The organism is Pseudomonadales bacterium, assembly GCA_024234435.1.
Taxonomy (GTDB): domain Bacteria; phylum Pseudomonadota; class Gammaproteobacteria; order Pseudomonadales; family Porticoccaceae; genus JACKOF01.
Window position 1 is genome coordinate 14,523 of the sequence record JACKOF010000003.1, and the last position, 17,248, is coordinate 31,770.

18 protein-coding genes are annotated in these 17,248 nt (G+C 50.0%); all 18 read right to left on the reverse strand.

The features are described from left to right. Positions 1-4 precede the first annotated feature (4 nt). The 18 genes from der to iscR all read right to left on the reverse strand — a co-directional run bounded on the left by der (position 5) and on the right by iscR (position 17,215). Positions 5-1,414 carry a ribosome biogenesis GTPase Der gene (gene der / locus H7A02_12600; protein ID MCP5173096.1) on the reverse strand — a complete coding sequence of 470 codons (1,410 nt, stop codon included), beginning with the start codon at positions 1,412-1,414 and terminating at the stop codon, positions 5-7. A gap of 110 nt (positions 1,415-1,524) precedes the next feature. Beyond that, complete coding sequence (gene bamB, locus H7A02_12605; protein MCP5173097.1) at positions 1,525-2,688, reverse strand: outer membrane protein assembly factor BamB; 1,164 nt, start codon at positions 2,686-2,688, stop codon at positions 1,525-1,527. Next, positions 2,688-3,383 carry a tetratricopeptide repeat protein gene (locus tag H7A02_12610; GenBank protein ID MCP5173098.1) on the reverse strand — a complete coding sequence of 232 codons (696 nt, stop codon included), beginning with the start codon at positions 3,381-3,383 and terminating at the stop codon, positions 2,688-2,690. The genes bamB and H7A02_12610 overlap by 1 nt, the downstream gene beginning before the upstream one ends. A 32-nt stretch (positions 3,384-3,415) precedes the next feature. Then, positions 3,416-4,693 (reverse strand): histidine--tRNA ligase, encoded by a 1,278-nt coding sequence (gene hisS, locus H7A02_12615; GenBank protein MCP5173099.1) that lies wholly within the window; start codon positions 4,691-4,693, stop codon positions 3,416-3,418. A 61-nt stretch (positions 4,694-4,754) separates the two neighbouring features. After that, positions 4,755-5,867: a flavodoxin-dependent (E)-4-hydroxy-3-methylbut-2-enyl-diphosphate synthase gene (ispG, locus tag H7A02_12620; GenBank protein ID MCP5173100.1), complete on the reverse strand. Its 1,113-nt coding sequence runs from the start codon at positions 5,865-5,867 to the stop codon at positions 4,755-4,757. A gap of 96 nt (positions 5,868-5,963) precedes the next feature. Continuing rightward, positions 5,964-6,842, reverse strand: coding sequence for a helix-turn-helix domain-containing protein (locus H7A02_12625; protein ID MCP5173101.1), 879 nt, complete (start codon positions 6,840-6,842; stop codon positions 5,964-5,966). Continuing rightward, positions 6,826-7,608: a type IV pilus biogenesis/stability protein PilW gene (gene pilW, locus H7A02_12630; GenBank protein MCP5173102.1), complete on the reverse strand. Its 783-nt coding sequence runs from the start codon at positions 7,606-7,608 to the stop codon at positions 6,826-6,828. Before pilW ends, H7A02_12625 begins: the two co-directional genes overlap by 17 nt. Before the next feature lie 12 nt (positions 7,609-7,620). Further along, positions 7,621-8,796: a 23S rRNA (adenine(2503)-C(2))-methyltransferase RlmN gene (gene rlmN / locus H7A02_12635; GenBank protein MCP5173103.1), complete on the reverse strand. Its 1,176-nt coding sequence runs from the start codon at positions 8,794-8,796 to the stop codon at positions 7,621-7,623. Between the two features lie 48 nt (positions 8,797-8,844). Beyond that, complete coding sequence (gene ndk / locus H7A02_12640; GenBank protein MCP5173104.1) at positions 8,845-9,267, reverse strand: nucleoside-diphosphate kinase; 423 nt, start codon at positions 9,265-9,267, stop codon at positions 8,845-8,847. A gap of 145 nt (positions 9,268-9,412) precedes the next feature. Further along, positions 9,413-11,533, reverse strand: a complete 2,121-nt coding sequence (locus tag H7A02_12645) for a bifunctional diguanylate cyclase/phosphodiesterase (protein MCP5173105.1) — start codon at positions 11,531-11,533, stop codon at positions 9,413-9,415. 43 nt (positions 11,534-11,576) lie between these two features. Continuing rightward, positions 11,577-11,777, reverse strand: a complete 201-nt coding sequence (iscX, locus tag H7A02_12650; protein ID MCP5173106.1) for a Fe-S cluster assembly protein IscX — start codon at positions 11,775-11,777, stop codon at positions 11,577-11,579. 41 nt (positions 11,778-11,818) lie between these two features. Continuing rightward, positions 11,819-12,157 carry an ISC system 2Fe-2S type ferredoxin gene (gene fdx, locus H7A02_12655; protein MCP5173107.1) on the reverse strand — a complete coding sequence of 113 codons (339 nt, stop codon included), beginning with the start codon at positions 12,155-12,157 and terminating at the stop codon, positions 11,819-11,821. After that, the gene (hscA, locus tag H7A02_12660; protein MCP5173108.1) at positions 12,157-14,046 is read right to left on the reverse strand and encodes a Fe-S protein assembly chaperone HscA; all 1,890 of its coding nucleotides are present in this window, start codon (positions 14,044-14,046) and stop codon (positions 12,157-12,159) included. Before hscA ends, fdx begins: the two co-directional genes overlap by 1 nt. Positions 14,047-14,072: 26 nt before the next feature. Beyond that, positions 14,073-14,606, reverse strand: coding sequence for a Fe-S protein assembly co-chaperone HscB (gene hscB / locus H7A02_12665; protein ID MCP5173109.1), 534 nt, complete (start codon positions 14,604-14,606; stop codon positions 14,073-14,075). A 46-nt stretch (positions 14,607-14,652) separates the two neighbouring features. Next, on the reverse strand, positions 14,653-14,976 hold the full coding sequence (gene iscA, locus H7A02_12670) for an iron-sulfur cluster assembly protein IscA (protein MCP5173110.1): 324 nt from the start codon (positions 14,974-14,976) through the stop codon (positions 14,653-14,655). 83 nt (positions 14,977-15,059) lie between these two features. Continuing rightward, the gene (gene iscU / locus H7A02_12675; GenBank protein MCP5173111.1) at positions 15,060-15,443 is read right to left on the reverse strand and encodes a Fe-S cluster assembly scaffold IscU; all 384 of its coding nucleotides are present in this window, start codon (positions 15,441-15,443) and stop codon (positions 15,060-15,062) included. A 66-nt stretch (positions 15,444-15,509) separates the two neighbouring features. Beyond that, positions 15,510-16,724: an IscS subfamily cysteine desulfurase gene (locus H7A02_12680; GenBank protein ID MCP5173112.1), complete on the reverse strand. Its 1,215-nt coding sequence runs from the start codon at positions 16,722-16,724 to the stop codon at positions 15,510-15,512. 17 nt (positions 16,725-16,741) lie between these two features. Beyond that, a complete protein-coding gene (gene iscR / locus H7A02_12685) occupies positions 16,742-17,215 on the reverse strand; it encodes a Fe-S cluster assembly transcriptional regulator IscR (protein ID MCP5173113.1) in 474 nt (157 codons plus the stop codon). Between the last annotated feature and the right edge of the window lie 33 nt (positions 17,216-17,248).

Sequence of the window (17,248 nt, forward strand, 5' to 3'; positions counted from 1 at the left end):
GACACTACTTTTTCTTCTTTACGTGCTTCATCATACGGCGTTTTTTGGCGACCTGACGATTTGTCAGTTTGTTCTTCCTGCCGGCAAAGGGATTATCACTCGTGCGATATTCGATCCGCACGGGTGTTCCATGAAGATCCAGTGCCTTGCGAAAGGTTTTTTCCAGATAACGGGTGTAATGACTTGGCACTTCACTGGTCTGATTACCGTGAATCACAATAATGGGCGGGTTCTTGCCCCCGGCATGGGCGTAACGCAGTTTGATGCGACGACCGCGAACCAATGGCGGCTGGTGATCGGCAGTAGCATCTTCAAGAATACGAGTCAGGTGATTGGTACTGAGTTTATCTGTTGCCGCTGCAAATGCTTTTTCGATTGAACCATAAAGCTTGCCGACACCACTGCCATGCAGAGCCGAAATAAAGTGTACATCGGCAAAATCCACAAATCTCAAACGGCGATTCAGTTCCGTTTTCATCCACTCTTTTTTGTCACTGTCCAGACCATCCCACTTGTTGATGACCAGAACCAAAGCTCTACCTGCTTCCACAACACTGCCCATCAGGTGCATATCCTGCTCGACCAATCCCTCCTGAGCATCCATCAGCAATACCACAACATTGGCATCGTCAATGGCCTGAAGTGTTTTCACAATAGAGAACTTTTCAACGGTCAGTTTGACATTTTTGCGACGGCGAATTCCGGCAGTATCAATAATGGTATAGGGTTTGCCATCGCGCTCGTAATCAATATAGATACTGTCGCGCGTGGTTCCCGGCAGATCAAACACAACAACCCGATCCTCACCGAGCATACGATTAACCAGCGTTGACTTTCCCACGTTGGGCCGACCGATAATGGCTATTCTGGTAGCCCGGGGGGCATCTTCATCAATATCGCCAGAGGCTCCGTCTTCGATGTTAGGCGGATAACTGGCAAGCACCTCTTCCATCAGACTTTTTACCCCGCGGCCGTGAGTCGCGGTGATCGGAAAAATCTGCTCATAACCCAGTTCGAAAAATTCTGCTATAGCAACGTCCGGGTTAATCCCGTCCACTTTGTTGGCAACCAGAAATACCTTGCGCTGCTGCTCTCTGAGATGAGCTGCCAACTGTCGATCAGTTGCCGTTAAACCATCGCGACAATCCACAACAAACAGTACAGCATCCGCTTCATCAATAGCCTGCAATGACTGGGCAGCCATCGCCTCATCAATACCTTCTTCTTCACCGGTAATACCACCGGTATCGATCAACATAAAGCGATGGCCAGCAAATTCTGCTTCGCCGTATTTGCGATCACGAGTGAGCCCCGGAAAGTTGGCAACCAAAGCGTCCCGCGATTTAGTCAAGCGATTAAACAGTGTCGATTTGCCCACATTGGGCCTGCCCACCAGGGCAATTACAGGAATCATGAAAGCTCGTAATTAACGTGATTGATTAAGTAGATATGCAAAAATGCCGCCTTACAAAGGCGGCATTCTACATTAAACGCAACAACTGGCGCTGACTTTATTACACCGGACTAACGTTTCTCAAAAGCATAAGCCGTTATCGAGCCATCATTTGCAAGCACATATAACCGTTCACCATCAGTCACCATTGGCGCGTTAACACCACTACCGTCAACCTTGGCGCGAGCAACAAAGTGACCGTCAGTCTGTGACAAAAGATGCAGATAACCTTCGCTATCAGCTACAGCCAAATAGCCTCCCGCAACTGTCGGGGCACTCAATTTTCGATACAAAAGCTGATCATTCGTCCAAAGTACCTGCCCGCTACTGGCTCTGAAAGCACGAACGGTATCACCCTCTTCCACCATATAAACCTGCCCGAGTCCATGGGCCGGACCACGGTGACTGGAACTGTCCTGAAACCACAGATTACGACCGGTGCCGCGGCTAACAGCTGTCAGCCGCCCCTGAAAGCTCCCAACGTAAAGAACATCACCTTCCAAAAGTGGTTGACCGTCGATATCCACCATACGTTCCAGCTCGGTGCGACCCTGCGGGACGGCGATACGGTTTTCCCACAGCTGGGTACCGCTATCCGCAGACAAACCATAAATTTTACCATTGGCAAACGCAGCAATTACCGTGCTGCCGACCATCAGCGGGGCACTGGAACCACGCAGTGTCAACACTGGTGAATCAATTCTGAACTGCCACACCTGCTCACCAGTTGCTGCATTAAGCCCCAGCAATTTTGCGTCTTGGGATTGCACCGCCACAATAGAACCATTGCTGGCTGGGGCAGACAGCACTTCACTGGACGTAGAGGCTTGCCATTGTAAGTTTCCTGTCTCGGCATCAAGAGCAAAAATATCGCCTTCAGCGCTACCGACAAAGACACTACCATAACCGGCACCCACACCGCCGGTCAGTGTTGCCTCCAGCTCGGTGTCCCAAAGCTTCTTGCCGTTAGCAGTATTGACGGCAATAACATTGCCATCGCTATCAGCCGCATAAATTTTTCCTTCGTACAGCGCTGGCAATAAATTGCTGCCTATACCTTCAATACTGCCAACTCCGCCACTGGACCAGAGTTTGTCAATCTCTACTTCTTCATCAAAATCTACCAGTTCCGCCGGTTCGATCTCCGTCTTTCCATCGGTACTGAAATCCAGCCAGCTACAACCGGACAAAAATAATGAGCTACAACATAATAGCCCCAAAAAAAGACGTTTCATCAGTCATCCCCTTCAGATGATTCAGTTTCCAGCTGCACATCCTGGCGCGGCAGAACCTGGTTAATTTTCAGCTCAAGTATCGGGCGCGTGCGATCGTCTGCCGCGGTTGCTGCCAGGGCATCCTGATAGAACTTGTAAGCCTGCCCGGATTTGCCCTGCTGATAGTAGATATCGCCAAGCGCTTCCGCATAGGCTGCCGCCATAGCTTTGGTATCAGCAGCCTGAAGCAGATCGATGGCTTTGTCGTAGTTTTCTCTGGCCGCCTCAACCTTGGCCAACCGAAGTCGGGCAATCAGTGAAAGTCCTTCACTGGCATCATCCATGACCCCGTGCAGTTCGCTGGCTGCCGTATCGAGATCGTCTTTTTCTACCGCGAGTTTTGCCAGCATCAACGCCGCATAATGCGCATACTGACTGCCCGCATGCTGATCCTGCAGACTGACCGCCAGGTAGGTAACCTGAGCACTCTGCTCATCATTCAGGCTATTACCGGGAGTGACGCTGGCCGCTTCCATCATTTGATCATAAAGCGCAGAGGCTTTTTCCGCCTGCTGTTGTTGGTGATCCTGCCAGCCGTTCCAGCCGAAATACCCCAATAGAGCAATGGCAATGACAGCAAGAGTCTGCCGTCCGGATTCTTTCCACCAGCGCTTTAGCGCCTCGAGTTGTTCTTCATCTGAAAGATGTTCTGCCACATCCAGTCCTTAATCAAGTTAGGAAAATTAATTCAAGTAACACTTATATTGCGGAGTAGTTCAACAGCTTGCTCTAACGGTAATGTTTGCTGTGTTTGATCACTGCGCAGAAACTTGACTGTAACGGTTCCACAAGCAGCCTCATTTTCACCGATAATCAAACAAACGCTGGCGCCGCTTTTATCCGCTTTCTTCATCTGATTCTTGAAGCTGCCACCACCGCAGTGATTCTGTAATCGCAACTTTTTGCAACTACTGCGAATAATTTCCGCTGTTCGCATCGCCTCGACTTCAACATCGCCAACCGCAACCAGATAGGCATCTACCTGACGGGCGATACTATCCGGTACTGCGCCAACCGCGTCAAGCAGCAAAACCAGTCGCTCCAGCCCCATGGCAAAACCAACAGCGGGTGTCGGTTTGCCTCCCAGCTGTTCCACAAGTCCGTTATAGCGACCGCCCGCGCAGACAGTTCCCTGAGCACCTAAGGCATCCGTCACCCATTCAAAAACCGTTTTGCCGTAATAATCCAGCCCCCGGACCAGGCGGGGATTCACCTCATAATCAAGTCCTGTTGCATCCAGCAACTCACGCAACCTTGCGAAATGCAACCGGGAGTCATCATCGAGAAAATCTGCCAGCAAAGGAGCACTTTCCAGCACCATCTGGGTCTGCGGGTTTTTACTGTCCAGAATCCGCAACGGGTTTGTTTCCATTCGCCTCTGGCTATCAATGTCCAGTTCATCAACCCGTTCCTGAAGAAACACCACCAGGGCATCGCGATAGCGGGCGCGGGACGCCGCCGTTCCCAGAGAATTAATCTGCAGTGTTACCGCATGATCAACACCCAGTTCCTGCCACAAACGCGACGTCATCAACAGTATTTCTGCATCGATATCCGGCCCATCAAGACCAAACACTTCAGCGCCAATCTGATGAAACTGGCGCAAACGCCCCTTTTGTGGGCGCTCATAACGAAACATCGGACCGCAATACCAGAGACGCTGAATCTGGTTGTAAGTCAGGCCATTTTCCTCACAGGCGCGTACACAGCCTGCGGTCCCTTCCGGACGCAGGGTAACACTGTCACCATTGCGATCATCAAAAGTGTACATTTCCTTTTCAACAATATCGGTAACCTCACCGATAGAGCGCTTGAACAGTTCTGTTGATTCGAGCACAGGAAACCGAATTTCCCGATAACCGTACCGTCCAAGTAATAACGATACGGACGATTCCAGGTATTGCCAAAGTGGTGAGTCGTCAGGGAGCAAATCGTTCATGCCCCGTATGGACTGAATTTTTTTCAAGATTATTATTCCAGCTGTTTAAGTTATTCGTCAGTTACAGAAAATTCGTCCCGACTTGAAATCAGGCTTTGGCTATCAGGTTTTCCTGCTCTGCCGCCTTTTGCGCGGCTTTGTCACGGATCAGCTCCTCGAGCCGGTCCACCAGATTTTCTTTGGGCAGTTTTGTATGTGGCTGCCCATCGATGTAAATCAGATTATTGGGAGTTCCTCCCGTCAACCCCAGATCTACTTCCTTTGCCTCACCCGGACCATTCACAATACAGCCAATCACTGCCACATCCATTGGCACAGTAATGTCTTCCAGGCGTATTTCCAGTTGATTCATGGTATCAATGACATCGAAATTCTGGCGCGAGCAACTGGGACAGGCGATAAAATTAATTCCCTTGCTGCGCAGTTTGAGGCTCTTCAGCATATCCCAGCCTACTTTCACCTCTTGTACCGGGTCAGCGGCCAGCGACACCCGCAGGGTATCGCCAATACCGTCCATCAGCAGTAAACCAAGCCCTATTGAAGATTTAACAGTGCCGCCACGTAACCCACCCGCTTCGGTAATTCCCAGGTGTAGCGGATTATCAATCATATTGGCTATTTTTCGATACGCAGCAACCGCCATAAAGATATCCGAAGCCTTCAGACTGAGTTTGAAGTTGCTGAAGTTGAGACTGTCGAGAATTTCCACATGCCGCATTGCAGATTCAACCAGTGCATCAGGGGTTGGCTCGCCATACTTTTTCTGCAGATCTTTTTCCAGCGACCCGGCATTGACGCCGATACGAATGGGTATATTCAGGTCTCGCGCCTTGTCAACTACCGCCTGAATACGCTTTTCACGGCCAATATTCCCGGGATTAATACGCAGACAATCAACACCAAGATCGGCAACTCGCAAGGCAATCCGGTAATCAAAGTGGATATCCGCCACCAGCGGTACATTCACCTGTTTGCGAATCAAACCAAACGCTTCAGCTGCCTCCATGGAAGGAACCGATACCCGCACAATATCCGCACCAGCATCCTGTATTTTCCGAATCTGAGCCACCGTTGCTGCAACATCAGTGGTCTCTGTATTCGTCATGCTCTGGATGGAAATAGGCGCATCACCACCCACGGCTACATCGCCAACCATTATCTGGCGTGATTTTCTGCGCTGAATTGGCGACTCGAAATGCATGTTTTTTCTGATTCCCACTATTTCTGACTTAAACTGTTTCCGGCTATCACATCAACTACCAGGTTCACTACAACTGACTGGCAAACAAAATCCGGCTTACTTTCCAACCACCCAGCGTGCAACATGATCTTGCTGACTAACCGGCACAGGAACAGGGCTCCCCTGATAACTTACCCGCGCATCCATCGCGTTGCCCAGCAAGACTTCAAAAGGCGCTTTGCCCTGCAGTTCGATAACACTGCCAGCCGGCTTCAGATCCGCCAGCAGAACATCGTGATGAGCATCCACAACCTCAACCCAGCTGTCTTTACCCAGGGTCACAACGAGTGTCTGTATAACAGGCATAACCTCTTCAACAGGCAACATCGTAATGGCTATGGTGTCCGTCTCCGGCTCTTTCGCGGTTTGCTGGACTATCGTACCGTCAATCAGCTCCCCCTCCATCAATTCACTCTCGCTGATTAGCTCGGTCTGAGGAACCTCAATCAATCCGACTCCATCATTGCCCTCTTCAGCGCCAGGCTGGTACACCTGCCTGGCGTCACCCGGTTGAATAACCCACATCAACAATAGAGCCAGCACAATAGCCGTTATCAATATCAATCTGTGTCGATTTGCAATCCACCGGCGACCAGCTTCAACTAGTGAAATATCTTCTACCGGTACAGCTGCCGGGAGGCTATCCCCATGATTTTCGGCAAGTATTTCATAACCGGCGACAACAGGCTCCGGCGCAATATCCAGTATTGAGCAATACCGCTTGATGTAGCCTCTCACATAGACCCGCGAGGGCAACTGTTCGTAATTATTTTCTTCCAGTGCAGTAACGCGACTGTTGGTCAGACCGAGCTGCATAGCAACATCTTCAATCTGCATCCCTCTGTCAATTCGGATGCGACGCAACATTTCTCCCGGTGTCTGTGACCCGGGCTTACTATTAGCCAGCTGTTGACCAGAGCTATTCTTTGTACCCATTTTTCAACCAGTTCTGATAGCGCAGGTTTTCTTCAGAATCAGGGAACAGGTTTTTCAGTGCCAACCCCTGACTATCCCGAGCGTCCTTGTTGCCAAACATGTGCTCCAGCTGTACTCCCAACCACAAGCCTCTCGGTGTAGGCCGATCACGATGACTGTTATAGTGGTTCAAATACTGTTTCGCTTTTGCATATTCTTTTTCCGAGAAGGATATTGAAGCCAACTCCAGCGAGGCTGGGGAAAACTGTTGATTTAGCGCCAGCGATTTTAGCAATGCTTCAATTGCCGCCCGATTATCACCGGTACGTGTTGCACACAGGCCAATTTTGTAAAACAACTCAAAGCGGCGTACATAGCTAAGGTCTTCGGCGCCTTTTTTGAACTGCTCGCAGGCTTCTTCAGCCCGCCCTTGTCTTAAAAGAAACGAACCATAGTTATTTCTGCCCCTGGTGAACCCGGGATCGTAGCCCAGTGCTTTTTTATAGTGTTTTTCAGCAATATCAAACTCCCGCTCACGCTGATAAAGCAGCGCATAAAGATCGTGAACCTCTGGAGAACGACTATCAATTTCCTCAGCACGGGCAAGGTGTTCCCGTGCTCGTTCATGGTTGCCAGAACGCATATAGTTAACGGCAAGCTGCAGACGGTTTTGCAACTGCTCATCCCTGCTGACGCTTACCTGATTAGTTTTTGCCGTACTGGTACAGCCGCCTACCATACTGACTAGCAGCAGCATAGAGAAGAAACGAATCAAAGATCCTGTCATAAGCGCCACTTTCTATGCTCCCTGTTGATGCACAAATTTAATTACCTGCTGCCCGTCACCACGAAGGCGGTAGCGCTCACTGCGCCGGGTTCTGTCATTAACCTGTCCGGCCAGTTGACCGCAAGCAGCCTGAATGTCGTCACCACGCGTGGTCCGGACGGTAACAGTATGCCCGGCTTTTTGCAGAATTTCCCGAAACCGGTGCAGAGCATTATTCGAGACAGTCTTGTAATCAGAGTTTGCAATCGGATTAAAAGGAATCAAATTAATCTTGCAGGGAATATCGCTGAGTAATTCAGCCAGCTCTTCGGCATGTTCACGGCGATCATTAACGTGATCAATCAACGTATATTCCACGGTCAGCTTGCGGCGATTGTCCGGCATTTTGTCCAAATAGTTCTTCGCCGATGCCAGCAACATCGCAATCGGGTAGCGCTTGTTAACAGGCACCAGTTCGTTGCGAATTGCATCATTCGGCGCATGCAGGGAAATAGCCAGGGACACATCAATGATATCACCCAGCCTATCCAGTGCAGGCACAACACCTGATGTGCTCAATGTCACTCTGCGTTTTGACAGCCCATATGCCGAATCGTGCAGCATCAGGCTCATGGCATCGACCACATTATCGAAATTCAGCAGCGGTTCCCCCATCCCCATCATCACCACATTACTGATCACACGATCAGCCTTGGGAGCCAGTGAATCAAACGATTTCGCAGCAATCCAGACCTGACCAATGATTTCAGCCGCAGTAAGGTCACGGCTAAAGCCCTGTTTACCCGTTGCACAAAAGCTGCAATCCAGAGAGCAGCCCACCTGGGAAGACACGCAGAGCGTGCCCCGCTCTTTTTCCGGAATAAACACGGTTTCAATCACATCGCCACCGGAAACACGAATTAGCCATTTACGGGTGCCATCCGCAGAATCATGCCGACTGACAATTTCCGGAGCACTGATTTCGGCAACGTCTGTGAGCTTTTCCCGAAGAGACTTGGAAAGATTGGTCATCTGACTGAAATCTTCAGCGCCCAGCTGGTGTATCCACTTGAGCACCTGGGTTGCACGGAACGGTTTCTCCCCTATTCCGGCAAAAAATTCCACCAGCTTTTCAGCAGAAAGCCCCAGAAGATTAACTTTATCCTTCTGGGGCTCTGCCAACTGTTGCGACTCGACAAATTCGGTCATAGGCTTCCAGTCATAAAACAGGCACTGTTATCAGTGTCCACCACCGTCTCAGGCGCAGACGCCATCTGCACCAAAAAAGTAATCTACTTCGCGGGCAGCGGATGCAGTTGAGTCGGAGCCATGGACAGCGTTGGCATCAATTGACTCTGCAAAATCAGCACGAATAGTGCCTGCTTCGGCTTCCTGCGGATTTGTAGCGCCCATCAGTTCGCGGTTTTTTAACACTGCGCCTTCACCTTCCAGCACCTGAATCATAACCGGACCAGAAGTCATGAATTCGATCAGGGCCGGATAAAATGGCCGCTCTTTGTGTTCAGCATAAAACCCGCCTGCCTGTTCCGTCGTCAACTGCTGCATTTTTGCTTTAACAATTTTCAGTCCAGCACTTTCAAAGCGGCTGTAAATCTGGCCAATTACATTTTTTGCAACAGCATCGGGCTTAATAATGGAAAGCGTTCTTTCAATAGCCATTAAGGGGTCTCCATAAAGTTCGGCGGGTCATTCATAGCAAGATCGCACAAAGGATCAGGCTTACACATCAAAGCGCCGGGATTTTACTTCTAAAGACAAAGAGTTACAAGGAACTCTCAAAGAGATTATGAATGATTCAAAGGCTTCAGGCTGCAAGCATTCGCCTGAACCGGTCAACAGGAACAGGCATGCTGAAATGTGCGCCTTGATAGGCGTCACAACCTACCCTGCGCAATACATCCAGCGCCTCTTTGTTTTCAACACCTTCCGCTGTCACGCTCAGACCATATTGACGTGACACCGCCATAATAGCCTCCACCATACCGCGACTTTCCTGATCCCTGTAGATATTGCGAATGAATTCTCGATCTATTTTTAATTGGTCAAAGGGCAGGCGCTTCAGATAGATCATTGACGAATAGCCAATACCAAAATCATCTATTGAAAAGGTCGACCCCAGTTTTTTAATAAGCTCCATTTTATGGATAGCTTCATCCACATCGTCAATCACCAGATTCTCGGTGATCTCAAAATTCAGATATCGCGGATCAATGTTGTAGCTTTTCAGGCTGTGATCAACAACCTCCAACAGCTGAGGATCGCGGAACTGGCGGGGGCTGATATTAATTCCCAGACGCATATGGTCTTTCCAGATGCCATCATCAATAAAACTGCGAATATATTCACATGCTGTGCGAATCACCCAGTGCCCAACGTCAATAATCAATCCGGATGACTCGAGAACGGGGATAAACTCTGCGGGCATGTTGGTAATCTTGTCAGAATTAATCCAGCGAAGCAGCGCTTCCCCGCCTCGCAACTCACCGGTTTCGATACAGATCTGCGGCTGGATATAAAGCGCGAATTCCTGATTATCAATGGCCTTGCGAAGACGGGTATTCATACCAATCTGACGCTGCGCTTTTTCCGTGATACAGGGATCAAAAAACGCAATACTGTTTCGCCCCTTGCGCTTGGCCTCGTACATGGCAGTATCGGCAAATTGCAGCACTCGCTCCGCACTCAACTTGCTATCACTGATCAGAGCTATACCGATGCTTGCTGTCAGAATGACCTCGTGCCCGTCAAGAAAAACCGGCGCCGCAACAACTTCCCTTACTCGCTCTGCTATGTCCTGAGCATCCCAGGCTGCCTGGGATATACTGTCCGAAATATCAGGAATAAACAGGACAAACTCATCACCACTCATACGAGCGAGAATGTTCCTCCCGGTGACCAGAGCAGATATTGCCCGCCCAACCTTTTTAATTACCTGATCTCCAACACTGTGTCCCCAGGAATCATTAATATCCTTGAAGTTATCCAGATCAACCATTAAAGCGGCGCCACAGATTTCTCCACTTGATCCGGCACTGAGATAGTCACCAATTGTTTCAAGCAGTTTCTGACGACTGGGCAGCTCAGTCAGGCTGTCAAAGTGATAATCTCGCGCGGGGGATGTCTCCACATTCGGGCTGTTCTGACGCTCAGAAGAAGACTGAGCAGAAACCTCTTCCGTTAAAATCGGCGGATTGAGTTCCGCCTCCATCCGGTCATGCGATGTGACAATCTCCAGGGTTTCAGAGGGAGACGCCAGCTCCGACAGAGCCATATCCGCCATCGTTTCATCAGTAAAGGAGCCGGGAGCAAAAATTTCGTCCGCAGTAGCGAGGCCATTCTGTGCTGTCCCAAACTCCGCGTCTAGCTCAGGATATTCTGACTTTTTTTTTGTATCTTCAGGGACGTTGATAAAGGATGGAATATCATCCGTAAGCGTTTTGCCCGCAGTTGCTGGCGAATCCGGAGAGGGCGTAACGGACAACGGCTCATCTGGAGCCAAATTAACCGTCATCCCAGACGAAGCACCTCTGACCGGAGGCTGCAACTGATTCGACTCGGAGGCTGACATCTCAAGCGGCTGACCCTGCGGTTGGAGGGTTACTATCATTTCCTTGGCATCAGCGCTGGCGTAAATGACCGTCAAATCGATCGAAGTTCTATCACCGCGATCGACAGGACACTGCCAATTCAGCTCAGTTTTACCATCGCGAACAGCTTTTTTTAGCTGTAGTTTAAGATCGACAAGCGCAGTTGATTCATTGCCTGTGATTTCATCAAGAGATGCGCCAACCAGTTGATTTTGCTGGCAATCAAGGATGCTGAGGGCGCGAGGGTTGGAGTCAATGCAGACCCCGTATGCAAAGAACAGGGTGCCGTAGGGTGCTTTATCGACCAGCAGTTTGTAAAGCTCTTCTTTAGAGCTCATTGCTACCCCTTATTGTGTTTATTCCCCTGTCCCTGCCGACATTCTAATCGACTTCTTCAATCCATGCCATCTGTATTGCTTCAAGAATTTTCTCGCCACAACGGTTGGGATCATCATTAAAATCATCCAGTTGCAGCACCCAGTTACGGAGATCAACAAAGTTCACCTGACGCGGATCCACGTCATCATACTTTTCAGATAATTCTATGGCAATATCCAGCACATCTGTCCACTTCAACTCCATAGATCAACTCCTCCCATGAGGCTAATATTCACCCGGCAATTCTAATGCTTTTCGGAAACCATGTTTATTGTGTACTTGGGAATTTCGACCACCAGATCTTCGCCAGCAACCAGCGCCTGACAGCTCAGACGCGACTCCGGATCAACACCCCAGGCCTTATCGAGAAAATCTTCCTCCAGCTCATCCGCTTCTTCCAGGGAGTCAAACCCCTCTCTTACGTAAACATGGCAGGTTGTACAGGCACAGGACTTCTCACAGGCATGCTCTATGTCAATATCGCTGCGCAGTGCAACATCGCAAATGCTTTCTCCTGTTTCCGCCTCGACTACAGCACCTTCAGGGCAGATAGTTTCATGCGGTAAAAAAATGATCCTGGGCATTACATGTCTCTCTCAATTTCATCGAGGCTATGACCTGCCAACGCTTTTTTGATACTGGCATTCATTCGGCGTGCTGCAAATTCTTCACTGGTTTTAGCAACCACATCAATTTGTCGGGCGATTTTGCGGTGCTCCATTGTATTTTCGCGAATGGCTTTGAGATCATCCAGCGCCACTTCCAGGCAATGGTACTCTTTCTCGTCGAGAAGGGCGCGGCCATCTTTCATCATTGCTGCCGAAAGGTCTTCAATGATTCTATCAGCTTCTACTTGCTGCTCACGCAATGCCCTCGCCTGCATATCTTCTTTGGCGTGTTCATATGAAGCCTTTAGCATGTCTGTGACCTGCTCATCGCTCAACCCGTAAGACGGTTTGACTTCGACATGCGCCTCTACATTGCTGTTAAGCTCTTTTGCAGAAACATTCAGCAATCCGTCTGCATCGACCCGGAAAGTCACGCGCACTTTAGCCGCTCCCGCCACCATCGGCGGAATACCACGCAATTCGAAGCGGGCTAACGAACGGCAATCCGAGACCAACTCTCTCTCTCCCTGCAACACATGAATAACCATCGCCGTCTGACCATCCTTGAAAGTAGTGAACTCCTGCGCCTTGGCTACAGGAATCGTGGTATTGCGATGAATAAGTTTCTCGGTAAGACCACCCATGGTCTCCAGCCCCAGAGACAGCGGAATCACATCCAGCAGCAGCATTTCACTGTCCGGCTTATTGCCAACCAGCACGTCTGCCTGCAGTGCAGCGCCGAGCGCCACCACACGGTCTGGATCGATATTGAGCAAAGGTGGTTTCCCAAACAGCTCCGCGACCTTCTCGGCCACACGAACGGAACGGGTGGAACCTCCTACCATGACAACATTATCCACCGCTTCCGTATCTACTCCCGCATCCCTCAGAGCCCTTTTGCAGGCACGCAGTGTTTTGTTAATCAGCGGATCAATCAGCTCGGCCAATTTGCTTCGGGTTAAACTGCCACTCCAACCATCAAATTCAACCACCACCGCTTCACGATCCGTAAGTGCATGTTTGGCTTCCGTCGCCACATTCAGTAACCGGCGCTGCTGCCGAGGTGATAAATCTGTATTCAGCCCGGCTTCAGCTCGGATCCATTCAGCAATGGCTCGATCAAAATCATCTCCGCCGAGTGCAGAGTCACCCCCGGTGGCCAGCACCTGAAACACGCCTCGGGAAAGACGCAATATGGAAATATCAAAAGTGCCTCCACCCAGGTCATAAACCGCAATAACGCTTTCGTCGCCAGCTTCTCGACTGTGCTTCCGGTCCAGACCATAGGCAATTGCCGCAGCAGTTGGCTCATTGAGCAAGCGCAACACTTTGATCCCCGCAAGGGTGGCTGCATCCTTTGTCGCCTGCCGCTGAGACTCATCAAAATAGGCGGGCACAGTAATAACCGCACCGTCCAGAGGTCCGGCAAGTGCCTTTTCACCACGGGCAACCAACACCTTGAGAATCTCGGCAGAGGCCTGGACCGGACTGATATTGCCCGCCACAGTCCTGAAACTGGGCATACCGCCATCATCGGCATCTAACTCATAAGGCAGCTCAGAACCCAACAGTTTCACATCGTTAATGCCTCGCCCAAGCAAGCGTTTTACCGATATCAGGGTATTGAGCGGGTCTTCAGCCGCAATTGCGCGCGCCTCATAGCCAACATTGAATCGCTCATCGCTTTTCACGTGCACAACAGACGGCAACAGGTGTCTGTTTTCCTCGTCAGGCAAGGTTTCCGGTGTACCGCTCCTCACAGAGGCGACCAGCGAGTTGGTTGTTCCCAGATCGATACCGACTGCCCGGCGACGCTGGTGGGGCTCCGGTGATTGCCCCGGCTCTGATATTTGTAATAAAACCACGTTAAATACTCTGTTTTGGAATCCGGCTAACAATCATCCAGATCATGTTCCCGCTGTTCAATCTCCGCAAGCAACTTACTGTAAAACTGAAGCCGGGCTACAGTTTCTCTGGCCGATTCATAATCGGCCTGCTGGTAACTGTCAGCAAACACCACTTGCAACCTGTCAAAATGATCATTTACTTGCTGATCTATAACACTGAGCGCCTGAAAGGGGTCTTCAGCCTGCTCAACTTCTGACAGCGCTTCACGCAGCTCCATTTGCTGCATCAGAAAATCCATATCAGAAGTTACTGTGGTGTTTCCCGAACTATCTATACCCTTCAATTCAAGCAGGTATTGTGCTCTCGCCAGAGGAGATTTCAGTACCGAGTAAGCCTGATTGAGATCAGCGGTGTATTGCACGGCAAGACGCTGCTCAGCCCCGGAGCTACCAGCAAAATGGTCAGGATGAAGTTGCTGCTGCAGCTTCAGATAGCGTTCATTCAACAGCCGCAGGTCCACTTCATAGGAAACCGGCAACTCAAACATTTCATAAAAATTCTGCGGACTAACCACCATCAACTACCGGTTTTTCTGCGCGACCACTCAATACTGCAGACCCGGCTCAAACATGAAAGCTTTCACCACAACCACACTCTTCTTTCATATTTGGATTGTTGAACTGAAAACCTTCATTCAGGCCCTCTTTAACAAAATCCAGCTCTGTGCCATCGAGGTAAGCAAGGCTTTTCGGGTCGACAAACAATTTTGTTTCGCCGCACTCGAAAACAGTATCTTCCGGCTCTTTCGAATCCACGAACTCCAGCACATAAGAAAGCCCCGAACAGCCAGTGGTTTTTATGCCCAGGCGTATGCCAACGCCTGAACCACGGTTAACGAGATGCCTTACAACATGTTCTTGTGCTGCCGGGGTCATGGTAATGGCCATAACTGTCTCCTGCTGTACCTGATTACTCCATACAGCGCGTTAAAACGCTGCTACTACCTGTTTTCTGTTTCGTTGCTTTTTTGCTATTGACCGCGCTTCTGACGGATATCCTTGACAGCCGCCTTGATCGCATCTTCAGCTAGCACCGAGCAATGAATCTTCACCGGCGGCAAAGCCAACTCCTCAGCTAACTCGGTATTTTTGATTTTTGCCGCTTCATCGAGGGTTTTACCCTTTACCCACTCCGTCAGCAGTGAGCTGGATGCAATCGCTGAACCGCAGCCGTAAGTCTTGAATTTGGCATCTTCGATAACACCATCTTCGTTTACCTGAATTTGCAGGCGCATAACATCACCACAGGCGGGAGCACCAACCATGCCCGTACCGACGCTATCGGATTTATCATCCAACTTGCCTACGTTACGTGGATTCTCATAGTGATCCAGAACTTTTTCGCTATATGCCATTTTCGCTTCTCCTCAGCCACTCTCTCATCGAAAGCCGACTATAATGTCTCTCAACCAACTCACTGTTTAGTGGGCCGCCCACTCTACCTGGCTCAAGTCAACGCCGTCTTTAAACATATCCCACAGCGGCGACAGTTCGCGCAACTTATTCACCGCATCCCGGATAATGGAAACCGTATAATCAATCTCCTCTTCCGTTGTAAAACGGCCAATCGAAAACCGTATTGAACTGTGCGCCAATTCATCATCCAGGCCCAGAGCGCGAAGTACATACGAAGGCTCAAGACTTGCCGATGTGCAGGCAGAGCCCGAAGAAACCGCCAGATCCTTTAACGCCATAATCAGCGATTCACCTTCGACAAAAGCAAAACTGACATTCAGATTGCTGGCTACTCTCTGACTCAGGGAACCGTTCAGGTGAACCTCTTCCATCTCCCGCACACCATCCCACAGCTTGTTGCGAAGCTTCAGCAAGCGTGCATTTTCTTCAGCCATTTCTTGTTTGGCTATACGAAACGCTTCACCCATGCCAACAATCTGATGCGTCGCGAGAGTGCCCGAACGCATTCCCCGCTCATGACCACCACCGTGGGTCTGCGCTTCTATTCGAACCCGCGGCTTGCGACGCACATACAGTGCGCCAATACCTTTTGGGCCGTAGATTTTGTGGGCGGACAATGACATCAAATCCACTTTCATGGCTTCCATATCAATCTCTACCTTGCCCGCGCTCTGGGCCGCATCAACATGGAAAAACACCTTGTGTTCCCGACAAATTTCACCAATTGCAGTTATGTCATTAATGGTACCAATCTCGTTATTGACATGCATCAGTGAAACAAGCGTAGTATCTTCCCGTATCGCCGCAGCAACGGCTTCCGGCTGGATGATGCCGTCACTGCCGGGATCAAGGTAAGTCACCTCAAATCCTTCCCTCTCCAGCTGTCGACAGGTATCCAGAACAGCCTTGTGTTCAATTTTGGAAGTAATCAGATGTTTGCCTTTTTTCTGATTAAAGTGCGCACAACCCTTGATGGCAAGGTTGTTTGCTTCGGTGGCACCAGATGTCCAGACAATTTCCCGGGGATCTGCATTCAACAGGTCGGCAACCTGTCGACGAGCCGTTTCAACTGCTTCTTCCGCCTGCCAGCCAAAGCTGTGAGAGCGAGAAGCAGGATTGCCAAAGTTGCCATCGGCAGTCAAGCATTTCGACATGACGTCCGCCACCCGGGGATCAACCGGGGTAGTTGCAGAATAATCAAGATAAATTGGCAGTTTCATCAAATACTCCAGTTAATTCAGGATACAGCGGGGGCCTGTAAAGCGGTTTTATTAACCAGCTCATTTTGCCTCAGAGCCACCAGTTTCACCTCATGCTTGTTCATCAGGCTGTGCAGTGTTATTTCATTAAGAAAACGGTGAATCTGCCGACTCAAGTCATCCCAAAGATGGTGTGTAAGACAGATTTCGCCATTATTGCAATCACCCTTACCCGCGCAACTGGTGGCGTCCACTGATTCATTCACAGCGTCGATAATTTCCGCCACACTGATCGCATCACTGTCGCGTTCAAGCCGATAACCACCACCAGGCCCCCGAACACTATTGACCAGTTTGCGCTGGCGCAGTTTTGAAAACAGCTGCTCCAGGTAGGAAAGAGATATCTCTTGCCGGGCAGAAATATCGGCCAAACTAATCGGTCCCTCATCCACATGCAGGGCCAGATCAAGCATTGCCGTTACAGCGTATCGTCCACGAGTTGTCAATCGCATTGCGCTTTCTCTCTGACTTCTAAATATTGTCAC

Excerpts from the sequence above, each read along its gene's own strand:
- iscX (MCP5173106.1), bottom strand. The coding sequence starts at position 11,777 with ATGGAGTTGAAGTGGACAGATGTGCTGGATATTGCCATAGAATTATCT.
- H7A02_12645 (MCP5173105.1), bottom strand. The coding sequence starts at position 11,533 with ATGAGCTCTAAAGAAGAGCTTTACAAACTGCTGGTCGATAAAGCACCC.
- ispG (MCP5173100.1), bottom strand. The coding sequence starts at position 5,867 with ATGCATTTCGAGTCGCCAATTCAGCGCAGAAAATCACGCCAGATAATG.
- iscA (MCP5173110.1), bottom strand. The coding sequence starts at position 14,976 with ATGGCCATTACCATGACCCCGGCAGCACAAGAACATGTTGTAAGGCAT.
- hscB (MCP5173109.1), bottom strand. The coding sequence starts at position 14,606 with ATGGTGGTTAGTCCGCAGAATTTTTATGAAATGTTTGAGTTGCCGGTT.
- fdx (MCP5173107.1), bottom strand. The coding sequence starts at position 12,157 with ATGCCCAGGATCATTTTTTTACCGCATGAAACTATCTGCCCTGAAGGT.
- iscR (MCP5173113.1), bottom strand. The coding sequence starts at position 17,215 with ATGCGATTGACAACTCGTGGACGATACGCTGTAACGGCAATGCTTGAT.
- pilW (MCP5173102.1), bottom strand. The coding sequence starts at position 7,608 with ATGACAGGATCTTTGATTCGTTTCTTCTCTATGCTGCTGCTAGTCAGT.
- der (MCP5173096.1), bottom strand. The coding sequence starts at position 1,414 with ATGATTCCTGTAATTGCCCTGGTGGGCAGGCCCAATGTGGGCAAATCG.
- ndk (MCP5173104.1), bottom strand. The coding sequence starts at position 9,267 with ATGGCTATTGAAAGAACGCTTTCCATTATTAAGCCCGATGCTGTTGCA.
- iscU (MCP5173111.1), bottom strand. The coding sequence starts at position 15,443 with ATGGCATATAGCGAAAAAGTTCTGGATCACTATGAGAATCCACGTAAC.
- H7A02_12625 (MCP5173101.1), bottom strand. The coding sequence starts at position 6,842 with ATGGGTACAAAGAATAGCTCTGGTCAACAGCTGGCTAATAGTAAGCCC.
- rlmN (MCP5173103.1), bottom strand. The coding sequence starts at position 8,796 with ATGACCGAATTTGTCGAGTCGCAACAGTTGGCAGAGCCCCAGAAGGAT.
- H7A02_12680 (MCP5173112.1), bottom strand. The coding sequence starts at position 16,724 with ATGAAACTGCCAATTTATCTTGATTATTCTGCAACTACCCCGGTTGAT.
- bamB (MCP5173097.1), bottom strand. The coding sequence starts at position 2,688 with ATGAAACGTCTTTTTTTGGGGCTATTATGTTGTAGCTCATTATTTTTG.